This is a genomic window from Rathayibacter caricis DSM 15933 (assembly GCF_003044275.1).
GTDB lineage: Bacteria > Actinomycetota > Actinomycetes > Actinomycetales > Microbacteriaceae > Rathayibacter > Rathayibacter caricis.
Genome location: NZ_PZPL01000001.1, coordinates 1,406,102 through 1,420,446 on the forward strand (window position 1 = coordinate 1,406,102; position 14,345 = coordinate 1,420,446).

Here is a 14,345-nt window from a genome sequence, read left to right on the forward strand (position 1 = left end):
GCACCCCCGCTCACGCCCACCCTCCCGACCGCACCCGCGCCCGGCGCAGCAGCCAGAAGAAGAACGGACCGCCGACGATCGCGGTCAGCATGCCGATCGGCAGGTCGGCGTAGGGGACGGCCGTGCGCGCGACCGCGTCGGCGCAGACGAGCAGCAGCGCGCCTCCGATCGCGCTCGTGCCGATCAGGGCGCGGTGCGCCGGGCCCAGCAGCATGCGCAGGAGGTGCGGCACGACGAGTCCGACGAACGCGATGATGCCGCAGAGGGCGACGGCGGCCGAGGTGAGCGCGGCGACGACCACGATCGCGGCGATGCGGGTGCGCTCGATCGGCACGCCGAGGTGCTGCGCCTGGCGCTCGCCGAGGGCCAGCAGGTCGAGACGGCGCGAGAGGAGCGAGGCGGCGACCACTCCGACCACGGTGATCGGGAGCACGATCGCGACGTCCTGCCAGCGCGTGCCGTTGAGCGAGCCGAGCTGCCAGAAGACGATCTGCTCGCGCTGCTGCGTGGTGCCGAGGAAGGTCATCAGCGCGATGCCCGCGCCTCCGACCGCGTTCACCGCGATGCCCGTGAGCACGAGGGTGACGACCTCGGTGCGGCCGCCGGCGCGGGCGGTCAGGTAGACGAGGAGCGTCGCGGCGAGGCCGCCGACGAAGGCGAAGACGGGGGCGGTGAGCGGCCCGAAGACGTTCAGCCCGAAGACGATGACGGCGCTCGCCGCCAGCGCCGCTCCGGAGGAGACACCCACGACGCCCGGCTCGGCCAGCGGATTGCGGAACACGCCCTGCATGACCGCTCCGCCGACCGCCAGCGCGGCGCCGACGACCGCGGCCATCGTGATCCGCGGGAACCGGATCGCCCACAGCGTCGCGTCGCCGTTGACGTGCGCGGGCAGCTCGAGCACCGGGAGCAGGCGCACGCCGAGCGCGTCGTTGAGGTGCTGCGCGATCGATCCGAGGATCTGCGCGGGCGGGACCGACAGCTGCCCCAGACCTGCCGAGACGACGGCGACCACCACGAGGGCGCCGGTGAGCCCGGCGGTGACGAGCGCCGGTCGACCGAGTCGAGCGGGAGCGACCGCCGTCGTCATCGGGTGCTGTCCGGCGCGTAGATCGCGACCGCGAGCGCCTCGAGCGTGCGCGGGGTGTCGGGTCCGAAGCTCAGGATCTGCGTGTCGGCCATGTCGACGATGCGGCGGTTCTGCCCGGCGGGGGTCTGCGCGAGCGCGGGCACGGCCTCGAGCAGGCCGTCGACTCCGTCGACCGATTCGAGGCCGCCGGTCATCATCAGCACGACGTCGGGGGCGGCGGCCACGAGGCCCTCGTCGGTGAGCGGGCGCATGCCCTCCCAGCCGATCTCGGCGGCCACGTCGATCCCGCCGAGCGAGCGCACGAGGTCGTCGGCGCCGGAGCCCTCGCCGAAGAGGTAGTAGACGCCGGACTGGCCGCGCACGTAGAGGAAGACGATGCGCAGGCGCTGGGCGGGGTCGGCGGGCGCGACGGCGTCGATCCGGGCGATCGTGTCGTCGACGGAGGCGCTGAGGCGCGCGGTGAGCTCGGCCCCGCGCTCGGGGACGCCCAGGGCCGCGGCGACCTCGCCGACCAGCGTCGGGATCGTGGCGATCGAGCGGTCGGAGCCGACGACGACCACCGGGATCCCCGCGTCGCGCATCTGCAGCACCGTGTCCCACGGGCCCAGGCTCGAGTCGGTGAGGATCACGGTGGGGGCCAGGTCGAGGATCGCCTCGGCGTTGAGGTCGTGGCCGTTCTGCGTGACGAGCGGGCGGTCGGCGATCTCGGCGAAGTCGCTCGAGACGTCGCGGCCGACGACGGAGTCGCCGAGGCCCAGCTCGAAGACGAGGCGGGAGGTGGAGCCGTAGAGGTCGAGGGCGAGGATCCGCGAGGTGTCGGTCACGGTGACGGCGGTGCCCTGGGCGTCGACGACACTCGCGGGCAGGGCCTGGGTTCCGGTGGTGATCGGATCGACGGACGCGGCGTCGATCCGCGCGGTCGAGGGGCCGGTCGCGGTGCGCGGCTCGGCGAGCGGAGTGACGTCGGCCAGGCGCGGCGACGGGGCGCCCTCGGAGGCGGTGCTCGCGGAGGTGCAGCCGGCCAGGAGGGCGATCGCGGCGAGGACGGCGAGGACGCGACCGGCGGAACGGCGGGGGAGGAGGGGCACGGTCTCGCCTTCGCTGCGGGTGCCCCGTGCGGGGGCTGGGGTCGAAAAGTTAGCTAATGCTAACCTAACTTCACCCGCTCGCCGCGGGGACCTGGACCCCGACGAGACGAGCCGTTCGTGACCGCTGCCACCGCTTCCTCCCTGCCTGCGATCGTGCCCGTGACGCCGTCCGTCGTGCCTGCGGACGCTTCTCCGGTGACCGCTGCGCCTCTCTCCGCGGCCCCTCCGCTCGGCGTGGCCGGCGCCCTGCGCGATGCGACGGGTGACGAGCACCGGTATGCGGAGACGCGCGGTTACGTCACCGCGCTGATGCAGGGCGAGCTGTCGCTCGCGGAGTTCGCGCGCTACCTCGGCCAGCTGCTCCCCGTCTACGAGGCGCTCGAGGCGCGGGTGCCGTCGGCCGCGGATCCGGCGCTGCTGCACGACACCGCGGTGCACCGCGTGCCGGCGCTGCGCGCGAGCCTCGTGGCGCTGGGCGTCGATCCGTCGACCGTCGTGCCGCTGGACGCGACCGCGCACTACGCCGCGCGCATCGCCTCGTTCGGCGACGGCGACGGGATGCTGCACCTCGCGCACCACTACACCCGCTACCTCGGCGACCTGTCGGGCGGCCAGGCGATCGCCACGATGATGGCGCGGCACTACGGAGCGAGCGCCGAGCAGCTCGCGTTCTTCCGCTTCGAGGCGATCGAGAACGCGGTGCACTTCAAGCGCGCCTACCGCGCGCAGCTCGACGCGCTGTCGCTGCCACCGGCCGCGCTGGACGCGATGGTGGCGGAGGCGCGGCACGCGTTCGCGCTGAACGCGGCGGTGTTCGACGCGCTGGACGCGTCGCGTCTGCCGGCCTGACGCGTCACGCGTGCCGGCCTGACGCGTCACGTCTGCCGGTCTGACGCGTCACGTCTGCCGACGGCGGTCGCCGCACCTCGACTCCGCAGAAGTTGTCGTACTCGGCGCCGAGTACGACAACTCTCGAGGAGTCGCGGGACCGTGGCCACGATGTCCACCCGTCGCCCACTCCCGCGCCACCGTCCTCCACACGTTGCGGTAACGGCTCGCGCTTCCCGCAACTCGTGGAGGAGCGGCGACGACGGTGACAGGCGCTCTGCGCGGCGGGCTCTGCTGCTCCTGGCCTCGTTGCGCGCCTCCTCCTGCTCGAACGCGACATCGCCCGGGAGCACCCTGCGACAGGGCGCTCCCGGGCGAGTCGCCCAGCGCGATCAGCGGCAGGCCGTGAGCGTCGCGACTCCCTCCGACAGGGTCGTCGGGCCGCCCAGCAGCACGATCTTCGAGGCGCCGAGGCGCTCGATGTCGTCGAGGACGGGCTGCGGCACGCAGTCGGGCTGCACGGTGTAGAGCGGGCTCTTCGTGAAGCCGGCGGCGGTCGCTCCGGAGAGGGCGTCCGGGAACTTCTCTCCGGTGGCGAGGTAGACCGTCGAGGCGGTGTCGAAGGCAGCGCGGTTGAGCTCGACCGACGTGTCGTAGCGGTCGACGCCTCCGATGCGGACGGGCTTCACGGGGAGCGAGGTCGCGATGCCCTCGCTGACCGAGAGGGCGCTGCCGGCGATCGTCAGCTCGTCGACTCCGAGCCCTGACACGAGGGCCTTCGTCGTGGCGTCGGCGGTGCCGAGGCCGCCGTTGACCAGGAGGACGGGTGCTCGGACCGAGCCCGCGGCGGCGGCTGCAGCGAGCGCATCCGGGAACTTCTCGCCGGTGGCGAGCCACGCCTGGGACGAGCCCTTCGGGAAGGCGGCCTCGACGAGCCTCGCGGCGGTGTCGTAGCGGTCGACGCCTCCGATGCGCTCCGCCTCACCGGACTTGGCGTAGCCGGCGAGCCCGGACAGGAGGTCGTCGCTGATGCTCAGCGCCGAGCCGACGACGACGATCCTGTTCGGCTTCAGCCGACGCAGCTCGTCGCGCACCGGCTGCGACATCGAGTCGCGGTCGACCAGCAGGAGCGGTCCGTTGAGTTTCGCGGCGGCGGGTGCCGCGCTGAGCGCATCCGGGAAGTTGCCGCCGGTGGCGATGAAGACGACGGGCACGTTCGCCTCGAACGTCGCGGCCGAGAGCGCGGCGGCGGTGGCCTGGCGGTCGACTCCGGCGATGCGCGAGACGGTGACGGGCGTGGCGGTGGCGGTAGCGGTGGGTGTGGGCGTGGGCGTGGCGGTGGGCGTGGCGGTCGCGGTCGGCGTCGCGGTCGGCGTCGGAGTGGCGGTCGCGGTGGGCTCCGGCGTGGCGGTCGCCGTGGGCTCCGGCGTGGACGTGGCGGTCGCGGTCGGTTCCGGAGTCGGAGTGGACGTGGCGGTCCCGGTGGGTTCCGGAGTGGGCGTGTCGGTCGCGGTCGCGGTCGGAGTCGGCCCGTCGGTGGCGGCGGCGGTGAGCGCGGGCGTGAGACCCGCGGTGCCGACGATCACGGCGACCGCGATGAGGGCGAGCCGCGACCGGCGCGGGGCCTTCACGGCGCGACCACCGGGGTGAGGAGCGGGAAGGAGAGGTGGAGCAGTGACGACATCGGGTCGCCTTTCTCGAGAGTGAGGAGCAGGCCATCGGCCCCCCTCGGCGGGCGCTGTCGCTCCAGGAGGCGCGACGATTCCTCCCGGATGCCGTGAGCCGGTACCGGGGTGGAAGTGTGCTCGAAAGCTAGCTGCGCGCCCGCCGTCCGACAATGCGGAGGAACACTGTGTCCCATCCCTCGCCCCGCGGGCCGCGGACGCCTTCTCGGAGCGCTCGGTCTGATGCGTCTCACCTCGGGGGAGCGCCGATGCGACGCTCCCTCGACGGGCTCAGGAGAGCAGAGGCCCCGGCCCTCCGATCGCGACGTCGATGTCGTCGAGCGCGCGCGTCGAGCGGCGGACGGACTACTCGACGACCCGCGTGACGCCCGACCCCCTCGGCGCGCCGGTCACGCCTTCCACTCGCCGGCGGCGCGGAGGCGGAGGATCTCCTCCTTGAGCGAGCCGTCGCGGCCGGCGATCTCGTTGACGAGCTCCGATCCTCCGCCGTCGCCCCAGAAGTCGTCGACCGAGCGGCCGGCGAGCTGGCCGCGGCGGGTGTGCACGTCGAGCGCGTACTCCGGGATCTCGAACGGCTTCTCGGAGGCGTTGATGAGGTGCAGGGTCAGGTTGGCGAGCTCGTCCGAGGTGCGGTCCTTCGTCCGCTCGGACAGGAAGCGGATGGCGTGGGTCGCGAACAGCCAGCGGTCGCCGAAGGAGCGGTCGAGGCGCTCGTGCATGAGGTAGAGGCTGTTGACGACGACCGGCTCGGAGTAGCTGCCGTCGCCGACGTCCTCGCACGAGATGACGTTGAGGCGCGCCCACATCATCTCCTCGAGGTCGGCGCTCGACTCGTACATCTCGCGGCCGACGAGCAGGGCCAGCCGCGTGTCTCCGCGGCGGATCGACTTCTGCAGGGTCGAGATGAGCTCGTCGGCGGCGTAACCGCGGACGGAGGTGACGCGGGTCCAGGGGTCGTGGGAGAAGTGGACGGGCATGAGAGGTCTCGCTTTCTAAGAGAGGGAGGGAGGAGGAGGAGGGGAGGGGGTGCGGAGGAAGACCGTCTCGGCCGCGATGACGGCGAGCGGATGACGGGCAGGGACGCCGAAGGATGACCCCCGGCGGTTCGGACGTGCCTGCGACGCGCGAACGTCCTCCGGCGAGCCGGCCTCGCCGGGAGGACGCCAGTGGCACCCCCGTGATCGCGCACGCAGCAGCGCGCGCCGCGGATCCGGCTGCTCGCGACACGGGTCGAGGCGTCGGGAGCTTCACGCGATCCGAGCGGAGGGACGCGCGGAGCGGAGCGCGTGCGGTGCCGCGGTCAGGCCGCTGCGGGCGCCCGCGAGTTCGAGAGCCGCCAGGTGCCCAGCCGCCAGGCACCGCTCAGGCGGTGGAGGGGCGTGGACTCGGACACGGCGGGACTCCTCGGCGAAGCGGCGGGCTGTCGGGCGCTCCCCGTCGACGGGTGACGGGCGCCTGTGCAGGACCCTATCCGCCGGAGGAGGCAGCGCGGCGGCTCCGCGCGCGAACATTCACACGGCGGAAACCGGCCGAAACGAGCCCGTCGCACGGGGCGCAGAAGCCGACCACCTCGGAGCGGCAGTGGTGAAAGCCGAGGCGGCGTTCCTCCCGACCGCGGGACGTCCTTCCGCTCCAGCGAGCCCGGCTCCGATCCGACCGCGGCCCGTCCGGCCGCCGCCGCGGGAGTCCGGGGGGGTGTCTCAGGCTCGCGACTCGGGGTCGGCCCGGGCCCCGCCGCAGGGTCGTTCCGAACGCGCGACACGCCGATGACCCGTCCGCGACACGCCGGAGCGAACCCGCGACACGCCGAAGAGCGTGCACCGGACGCCGTCCATCCGACGCCGCGCGACATTCGCCCTGAATAAGTCCCGCGAGTCCGCAGTAGTCGTCGTACTCGAGCTCGAGTACGACGACTTCGGAGGAGTGGGCGCTGCGCGGAAGTGGTGAGGAGCCGACTTCTCGGACAAGTGATCGACTCCGCTCGGAGAAGGGTCTTCGGGAGACGACTCGGCACCTTTCCTTCGAGGCGACTGCTCTGCCGAGCGCTGTCCCGTTCCGACCGAGCGGCGCTCGTCCCTCCCGCTGTCCCCGCTCTCCGCGCCGGTGCGAGCAGGCGTCCACCGAGCCTCCGGTCGGGCGGAAATCCTGGTCACAGCTACGTTTCCACCCGCGTCATCCTCGTCGCGCCGCCTCTGCTCCGTCAGGAGGCGCCTGCCGTGGACGCCGATCATCTCCCCCTCCGGCCACGTTCCGCCGCCGTGATCGCACCCGTCTCATTCCTCCGGATCCCAGCTATCGGAGAAGGCCCTATCAGCTCCGAACAGCACCGTCGATATCGGCTACACCGTCGATATCGGAGGGAGAACGGACGTTCTTCCCCCTTTCCCTGATTCGTCGCGTCACGGTGTCTCAGAAAGGAGGCGAACATCGATCCAGAAGGCCTTTCTCGCGGCAACCCCCCTGCACCCCCGCAACCGGGGGTGAAAATTTCCTTGATTCCGCATGGATCGAGGATGTAGCTTCACCATCAAGCAACCCGATGCTGACGGATCCGCTACCCGCCACCGCGCTCACCCGAGAGCAGGCAGGTCACTCCTCCTCAGCTCGACCGGCGCCCCGAATCGCCGGCCGAGCGCGTCAGGTGCGCCCGCTCTCCCCGCCCGAACGATCCTCGAGCGCGCCCGAACGCGCTCCCGAATCGCCGGTCGTCCCCGTCCGAACGTTTCGTGAGCGCGCCCGAACGCGCTCCCGAACGCCTCCCCCCGATCGCGGCCCCCACGCGACCCCCCTCAGCGCGCGACCTCCCCCGATCGCGCCCTCCGACTCGAGGACCCTGGCCTTGACTGTGCACTCCGCGGGCACGATGCCCGCTGTGCGGACGCCCTTCCCGCACACGACATCGACGCGCGCCGCGACGCTCACCGAGCGCCCCGCCGCCCGTCCGCTGACCGCCGCGGCCCCGTTCACCCCGGTCGCCGCCGGCAACGCGAAGCCGCTCCCCGTGCGCTTCGCCGACGCTCCCGCCCGCGGTGCGAAGGCCGCGCCGGAGGAGCCCGTCCGCCGGTCGCAGACCCGCGGCGGACGCCACGCCTCGCCCGTCGTCGGCCGCCTGGTCGCCGTCCTCCCCGCGCACAACGAGGAGGCCGGCATCGCCGCGGCGATCCACGGCCTGCAGAACCAGACCTCCCCGCCCGACCGGATCGTCGTCGTCACCGATAACTGCACCGACGGCACCGCGCGCATCGCGCTCGAGGAGGGCGCCGAGGTCTTCGCGACCGTCGGCAACACCGACAAGAAGGCCGGGGCGCTGAACCAGTTCCTCGAGGTCCTGCTGCTGGAGCTCGAGGACGACGACCTCGTCCTCGTGCAGGACGCCGACTCCGCCCTCGACCCCGACTTCCTCGCGATCGCCCGCCTCAAGGTGGGCATCAAGCGGATCGGCGCCGTCGGCGGCGTGTTCCGCGGCACCCCGGGCGGCGGCGTCGTCGGCCACCTGCAGCGCAACGAGTACGCCCGCTACGCCCGCGACGTGCGGCGCCTGAACGGCAAGTGCCTGGTCGTCACCGGCACGGCCGCCGTGCTCAAGGGCGGGATGCTCCGCGAGATCAGCCGGGCCCGCCTGGACGGCAGCCTCCCCTCGGGCGACGGCCGCGGCGGCATCTACGACACGACCGTCCTGACCGAGGACAACGAGCTCACCTTCGCCATCAAGCACCTCGGCTACGACGTGCTGAGCCCCGCCGGCTGCACCCTCGTCACCGAGGTCATGCCCACGTGGAAGGAGCTCTGGCACCAGCGCCTGCGCTGGAAGCGCGGCGCCGTCGAGAACTGCGTGCAGTACGGCCTCACCCGCGTGACCTGGCCCTACTGGGGCCGCCAGCTGCTCACCATGGCCGGCTGCGTGATCACCTACGTGTACCTCGCGACCGTGATCTACGCCCTCGCGCTCGGCCAGCTCTCGATCCAGCCGTTCTGGCTCGGCATCACCCTCATCTTCGTCGTCGAGCGCATCGTCACGGTGCGCGACCGCGGGTGGAAGCACATGCTGCTCGCCGCGTCGATGTACGAGCTGTTCCTCGACCTGTTCCTGCAGATCGTGCACACCAAGGCCTACTTCGATGCGCTGACCCGCCGTCAGCGCGCGTGGTGAATCGGAAGGAAGATCCAGATCATGTACAGCAACCTCTCGCCCGCCCTGGGTGCCGGAGCCGGCGCCGGAGTCCTCGCGTCGACCGGCTTCAACTCGCTGTGGTTCGGCCTGGCGGCCTTCGCCCTCATCGCCACGGGCACCGCGATCATGCGCATCGTGCCGCGCCGTCACCGCGAGGTCGAGGAGGTCTGAGCCTCAGCGGGTGACGGACGCGGTCGCCGCCGAGGTGCGCACGGTGCTCGTGTAGCCGGTCTTCGTGCCGGTCACCGACACCGTGATCTTCGAGCCGAGCAGCAGAGTGCCCACCTTGTAGGAGGCAGCGGTCGCTCCGCTGATCGCTACTCCGTTCGCCCGCCACTGGTACTTCAGCGTCACGGGTGACGGACCCCAGGTGCCCGGCTTGGCCGTCAGCGTCGAGCCGATCCTGGCGCTCCCCGAGATCGTCGGCGTCGCCGCGGTCAGCGTGCCGGTGGCGACCGGCGCCGTGGGAGCGGAGGTGCGGGTCTCGGGCGCGAAGCCGGCCTTCGAGCCGGTCACGTCGACGGTGAGGACCGCCCCCGCGGTCGCGCTGGTCGCCGTGTACGTCGCGCCTGTCGCCCCGCTGATCGGCACGCCGTTCGCCTCCCACTGGTACGAGAGGGCGACCGGAGCGGGAGTCCACACGCCGGGCTGCACGGTCAGCGTCGAGCCGACCTTCGCGGTCCCCGTGATCACGGGGACGCCGGCGCTCAGCGCGGCGTCGGAGCGGTAGACGGCGACGTGGTCGACGCTCATGGTGCCGCCCGAGGACTTCGGCGCGCTCGCGCTGTCGCAGCCGCAGACCCCGTTCGGCAGGCCGCCTCCGATCGCGAGGTTCAGGATCAGGAAGTAGTCGTTGCCGATCGCGGCGCTCCAGGCCTCCGGGCTGAGGCCGGCCTGCTCGACGGTGTGGCGGACCTCGCCGTCGACGAGGAACTGCAGCGACTCCTGGCCGGCGACGCGCCGATCGATGAGCGCGGAGTAGGTGTGGAACTCGGTCAGGCAGCCGACGCAGTCCTGCAGTCCGCTCGTCAGCCCGTACGGCTCGTCGCACTCGCCGGCGTCGACGAGGTCGCAGTGGAAGGTCTGGATGACCTGCGAGGTGCCGTTGACCGCCTCGAGGATGTCGATCTCCCCGGTCCGCGGCCAGTCGATCGCTCCGTTCTCGTCGAGGCCCAGCGCCCAGAACGCGGGCCAGTAGCCGGTCGCCTGCACGGGGTTCGGCTGGCGGATCGACGCGGTCATCAGCAGCTGCCCGCCGGCCGGCGCCGAGAACGACTTGTCGGCGGTGATGATGCGGCCGGAGGTCCAGGCTCCCGACGCGTCGCGGAGCGCCCGGATGCTGAGGTTGCCGGCGCCGTCGAGGAACACGTTGCTGGTGGAGGCGGTGGTGCGGTCGATCGCGCCGGTGCCCCAGGTGCCGAGCTCGTGGATCCACGCGGAGCCCGCGGGGGAGCCGGCCGCGCCGGTGAAGTCGTCGGCGAAGACGGTGGTCCAGCCCTCGGCGGGCGCGGGGGCGGCGAGAGCGACGGCAGCGGCGGGGGTGCTCGTCTCGGCGGCCTCGGCGGTCGGGACGGAGGCTCCTCCGCTCAGTGCGACCACGGTCGCGACGGACGCGATCGCGGCCAGGACACTCGTTCGAACGGCTCGTAGACGCACGGCGGACCCCTGTCTTCCTCGGCGGACCGAGGCGGCCCCTCGTTCTCGCACCGCAGGTTAGGAGCGGGCGTCGAGGGTCGCTCACCCGTCGCTCGGGGGTCAAAGACTGAACGGAACCTCAGCTTGTGCTGGATGTCCACCGGACGAGGGGCGGTCTTCAGGCGGAGGGCGGCCGTCGAGGTGTGCAACCGAGGTCGGGAGCGTCGGCGAGCCCCTTCCGACGCCGATCCGCCCCGTTCGACCTCGGTTGCGAGCCGTGGGACCCGCACAAGTAAGGAGGAGAGCGTCGACGTCGCCAGCGACGGAGCGATCGCGCCGCTCAGCCTCATCTCTGCAGGTCGGAAGCCCGACACCGTGGTCCACCGCCGCAGCAGCGGCCGCAGCCCCCTCGCCTCCACCCGCCCCCGCCTACGATGGACCGCGATGTCGATCGCCGCCCCGCCCCGCCCCCGGTCCCGCACCGGTCGCCGAGTGGGCATCGGGCTCGCCCTCGTCGCCGCCGCCGTCGCGCTGCGGCTGCTCTCGCCGGACGCCGCGGGCGACGTGCTCTCGGACGCGATGCGCGACTTCCTCACCCTCTCGATCAGCGTCGTCATCGAGTCGCTGCCGTTCGTGTTCCTGGGCATCGTGCTCTCGATCGCCGTGCAGCTCTGGGTGCCCGAGGCGGTGCTGCTGCGGGTCCTGCCCAAGCGCGCCCTGCCGCGGCGCATGGTGATCTCGCTGCTCGGCGTGCTCCTCCCGGTCTGCGAGTGCGGCAACGTGCCGCTGGCTCGCGGGCTGATCGTGAAGGGGCTGTCGGTCTCGGAGTCGATGACGTTCCTGCTCGCCGCTCCGATCGTGAATCCGATCACGATCATCACGACCTACCAGGCGTTCGGCTGGGAGGACGGGATCCTCGTCTGGCGCATCGTCGGCGGCTTCGTGATCGCGAACCTCGTCGGCTGGATCTTCAGCCGCCACTCCGAGCCGATGTCGCTGCTCACCGACCGCTTCCGCGCGGCCTGCGAGGCGGGGGAGCGCGCCCCCGGGACCCTCCGCGCCCGCTCCCGCCGCAGCGTCCTGCTCTTCGCCGAGGAGACCGGCGCGATGCTGCCGGCGCTGTTCGTCGGCTCGGCCATCGCGGGGCTGATCCAGGTCGGCGTCTCGCGCGACGTGCTCACCACGCTCGGCGGCAACCCGCTCTGGTCGGTGCTCGCGCTGATGGTCCTCGCCTTCGTCATCTCGATCTGCTCGAACGTCGACGCCTTCTTCGTGCTGTCCTTCGGCTCCACGTTCCTGCCCGGCGGCATCATCGCGTTCCTCGTCTTCGGTCCGATGATCGACATCAAGATGCTGGCGCTGCTGCGCACCACCTTCTCGGTGCCCACCCTCGTGCGGATGACGGTCCTGGTCGGACTCTGCTCCGCCGTCCTCGGATTGGCGGTCAACTATGCGCTCTGAGCGACTCCTCACCCGCTGGAAGGGCGTGGTCCTCAGCGTCATCGGCGTCGTGTCGACGCTCTGGCTCGCGGCGACCGGTCGGCTCGGCCTCTACATCCACCCGCGCTACTTCGAGTTCACGGTGATCCTCGCCGTGATCGCGGCGGTGCTGCTGCTGCTCGCCTTCGCGATCGTGCCGGGCGCCGACGAGAGCGAGGGAGCGAGTGTCGAGGAGTCGGACGCGCACGGCCACCTGCACGATCACGCGGCCGGGAACCCGTGGCGGGCGCGGCTGGCGGTGCTCGGCGGGGTCGCGATCATCGTGGCCGCGGGAGTCGCGCTGCTCGTGGTGCCGCCCGCCGCGCTCACCGCGGGCACCGCCGTGCAGCGCGAGGTGAACACGAGCGCGGTCGACACCAGCGCCGTCGTCGATGCGCCCACCGGCGACTACGCGTCCTTCTCGGTGCGCGACTGGGCCACGCTGCTGCGCTCCGGAGCGAGCGAGCAGTTCCTCGCGGGCACGACCGCGACGGTCAGCGGATTCGTGACCCCCGACGCCGACGACCCCGAGAACGTCTTCTACGTCGCCCGCTTCGTCGTCACGTGCTGCGCCGTCGACGCGCAGCCGGTCGGCGTCCCCGTGTACCAGCCGGGCTGGGCCGACACCTACACCGAGGGCCAGTGGCTCGAGATGTCCGGCGGCTTCGCGGCGAACGCGAGCGTGACGAGCGCCGAGGCGGTCGTGCTCGAGCCGTCGGCGGTCGCCGAGATCGACGAGCCGGCGATGCCGTATGTCTACTGATCCCTGGGGTGAGGACGCGGGGGAGTTCCGGCCGCGCCGCTCCCGGGAGCCGCGTGCCGCCTCCGCCCGCGGCTTCTCCCGCGTGTTCTGGGGCGCGACCCTGGCCCTGGTGCTCGGCGTCGGCGGGCTGACCGCCGCGACGATCGGCAAGGGGCCCCGCGTGACCTCGCTCGAGGTCAGCGCCGACGGCGTGGTCGAGCGCGACGGCGGACGGGCCCGGGTGCACCTCGATCAGGACCTCGATCCCGACGCGCTCGAGCGCGTCACCGTGACTCCCGAGGCCGAGCACGCCGTCGAGCTCGAGGACGGAGTGGTCACCGTCACCTTCGCCGACACCCTCCGCTACGCGACGGAGTACTCGATCGCGATCGACGACGCGCGCGGCCTCGCGACCGGCGCGACGGCGGACGTGACCGCCTCCTTCACGACGAAGGACCCCGACCTGTTCACCCTCGACCGCACCGCTGATCCGGCCGAGCCCGACGCGATCCGCGTGCGCCCGCTGTCCGGAGGGGAGGCGCGCGTCGTCGCCACCGCCGACCGCATCCAGGACTACGTCGTGGTGGGTCCGCTGCTCGTGCTGGCGACCCTCGAGCCCGACGACACGAACCTCCTCCGGACCGTCGCGCTCGACACCGGCGACGAGGGCGTCATCCCGCTGCCCGGACCGGGCGTCGTGCGCGAGCTGCACGCGGCGTCCGAGAAGGGCGTGCTGGGCTGGACCTTCACCGGCGAGGCGCCGACGGGTCCGCTCGACCGCGCGCTCTACTCCTACGACCTCACCGATCAGAAGGCCGAGGCGGTCGCGGTCACCGGGATCGACGGCGGCCCTCTGCGCGCCCGCGACTGGCTGTTCGTGCCGGGCACCACCTCCGTGGTCACCCACTCCGTCGACGACACGGTGCTGCTGGTAGACCTGCTCGTGCCCGGAGCGATCAGCCCGCTCGGCCAGCACGCCGAGCTGCGCGGCTTCGTGCCCGGAGCGAACCGGCTCGTGGTCGCGGACCCCGACCGCGGCGCGCTGATCGACCTGGCCGACGGTTCGGTCGAGACGCTCGCGCTGCCGGTCGCCGATGTGAGCGCGACCGCGTCGCCGGTGCAGCTGCTGCTGCTCGACTCCTCGAGCTACGTCGAGCTCGAGGCCGAGTACTCGCCCGAGGACGGATCGACGCAGTACTCGGTCGTGCGGGTCGACGCGAGCGGCACGACCGAGATCTTCCGCACGTCGCCGACGGGTCGCATCCGGAGCATCTGCCTCTCGCCGAACGGGCAGTTCCTGGCCGTCGAGGCGGTGTCGGTCGAGGGCGAGCCCGACGACTACCCCGAGGTGCCGGGCTTCAGCGCGACCTCGACGGTGCTCGTCGACCTCGGCTCGGGCGACACCTCCCGCAGCGTGAACGGCGTCTCGCGCGACTGGTGCGCGTAGGGGCTGCTGCTGATCGAGTAGGCCCCGCGGGGGCCGTATCGAGATCCCCTTTTCCCGGGACTGTTGGCTGACGTGGGTCTCGATACGCCGCTGCGCGGCTACTCGACCAGCAGAGGGGGCCCGCGCCTCCTTGCTGATCGAGTAGGCCCGGAGGGCCGTATGGAGATCCCCTGTTCCCGG

11 protein-coding genes are annotated in these 14,345 nt (G+C 72.3%); 6 read left to right on the forward strand and 5 right to left on the reverse strand.

What is annotated here, in order from left to right:
* Positions 1-10: 10 nt before the first annotated feature.
* Both C1I63_RS06500 and C1I63_RS06505 read right to left on the reverse strand, forming a co-directional pair.
* Positions 11-1,090 carry a FecCD family ABC transporter permease gene (locus C1I63_RS06500; RefSeq protein WP_107574223.1) on the reverse strand — a complete coding sequence of 360 codons (1,080 nt, stop codon included), beginning with the start codon at positions 1,088-1,090 and terminating at the stop codon, positions 11-13.
* Positions 1,087-2,178, reverse strand: a complete 1,092-nt coding sequence (locus tag C1I63_RS06505) for a heme/hemin ABC transporter substrate-binding protein (protein ID WP_107574224.1) — start codon at positions 2,176-2,178, stop codon at positions 1,087-1,089. Before C1I63_RS06505 ends, C1I63_RS06500 begins: the two co-directional genes overlap by 4 nt.
* 195 nt (positions 2,179-2,373) lie before the next feature.
* Between C1I63_RS06505 and C1I63_RS06510 the strand changes: the two genes are divergently transcribed.
* Positions 2,374-3,027 carry a biliverdin-producing heme oxygenase gene (locus C1I63_RS06510; protein ID WP_170116331.1) on the forward strand — a complete coding sequence of 218 codons (654 nt, stop codon included), beginning with the start codon at positions 2,374-2,376 and terminating at the stop codon, positions 3,025-3,027.
* 371 nt (positions 3,028-3,398) lie between these two features.
* Here C1I63_RS06510 and C1I63_RS06515 read toward each other — a convergent pair whose 3' ends face one another.
* The gene (locus tag C1I63_RS06515) at positions 3,399-4,637 is read right to left on the reverse strand and encodes a cell wall-binding repeat-containing protein (RefSeq protein ID WP_211315583.1); all 1,239 of its coding nucleotides are present in this window, start codon (positions 4,635-4,637) and stop codon (positions 3,399-3,401) included.
* Between the two features lie 443 nt (positions 4,638-5,080).
* Positions 5,081-5,668: an AAA family ATPase gene (locus tag C1I63_RS06520; RefSeq protein ID WP_107574227.1), complete on the reverse strand. Its 588-nt coding sequence runs from the start codon at positions 5,666-5,668 to the stop codon at positions 5,081-5,083.
* 1,868 nt (positions 5,669-7,536) lie between these two features.
* Here C1I63_RS06520 and C1I63_RS06525 point away from each other — a divergent pair.
* Together C1I63_RS06525 and C1I63_RS19695 are read left to right on the forward strand one after the other, a co-directional pair.
* Complete coding sequence (locus C1I63_RS06525) at positions 7,537-8,841, forward strand: glycosyltransferase family 2 protein (protein WP_235576900.1); 1,305 nt, start codon at positions 7,537-7,539, stop codon at positions 8,839-8,841.
* Positions 8,842-8,862: 21 nt separating this feature from the next.
* A complete protein-coding gene (locus tag C1I63_RS19695) occupies positions 8,863-9,033 on the forward strand; it encodes a hypothetical protein (protein WP_170116332.1) in 171 nt (56 codons plus the stop codon).
* Between the two features lie 3 nt (positions 9,034-9,036).
* Here the strand turns inward: C1I63_RS19695 and C1I63_RS06530 are convergent, their stop codons facing one another.
* Positions 9,037-10,461 (reverse strand): family 16 glycosylhydrolase, encoded by a 1,425-nt coding sequence (locus tag C1I63_RS06530; protein WP_170116333.1) that lies wholly within the window; start codon positions 10,459-10,461, stop codon positions 9,037-9,039.
* A gap of 480 nt (positions 10,462-10,941) precedes the next feature.
* Between C1I63_RS06530 and C1I63_RS06535 the strand changes: the two genes are divergently transcribed.
* Genes C1I63_RS06535 through C1I63_RS06545 form a run of 3 tightly spaced genes read left to right on the forward strand, consistent with a single transcriptional unit; the run spans position 10,942 to position 14,165 of the window.
* Entirely contained in the window at positions 10,942-11,958 is a 1,017-nt protein-coding gene (locus C1I63_RS06535) for a permease (protein ID WP_107574229.1), read from the forward strand.
* Positions 11,948-12,739 (forward strand): TIGR03943 family putative permease subunit, encoded by a 792-nt coding sequence (locus C1I63_RS06540; RefSeq protein ID WP_107574230.1) that lies wholly within the window; start codon positions 11,948-11,950, stop codon positions 12,737-12,739. The genes C1I63_RS06535 and C1I63_RS06540 overlap by 11 nt, the downstream gene beginning before the upstream one ends.
* The gene (locus tag C1I63_RS06545) at positions 12,729-14,165 is read left to right on the forward strand and encodes a hypothetical protein (protein WP_146168387.1); all 1,437 of its coding nucleotides are present in this window, start codon (positions 12,729-12,731) and stop codon (positions 14,163-14,165) included. The genes C1I63_RS06540 and C1I63_RS06545 overlap by 11 nt, the downstream gene beginning before the upstream one ends.
* The last annotated feature ends 180 nt before the right edge of the window (positions 14,166-14,345 follow it).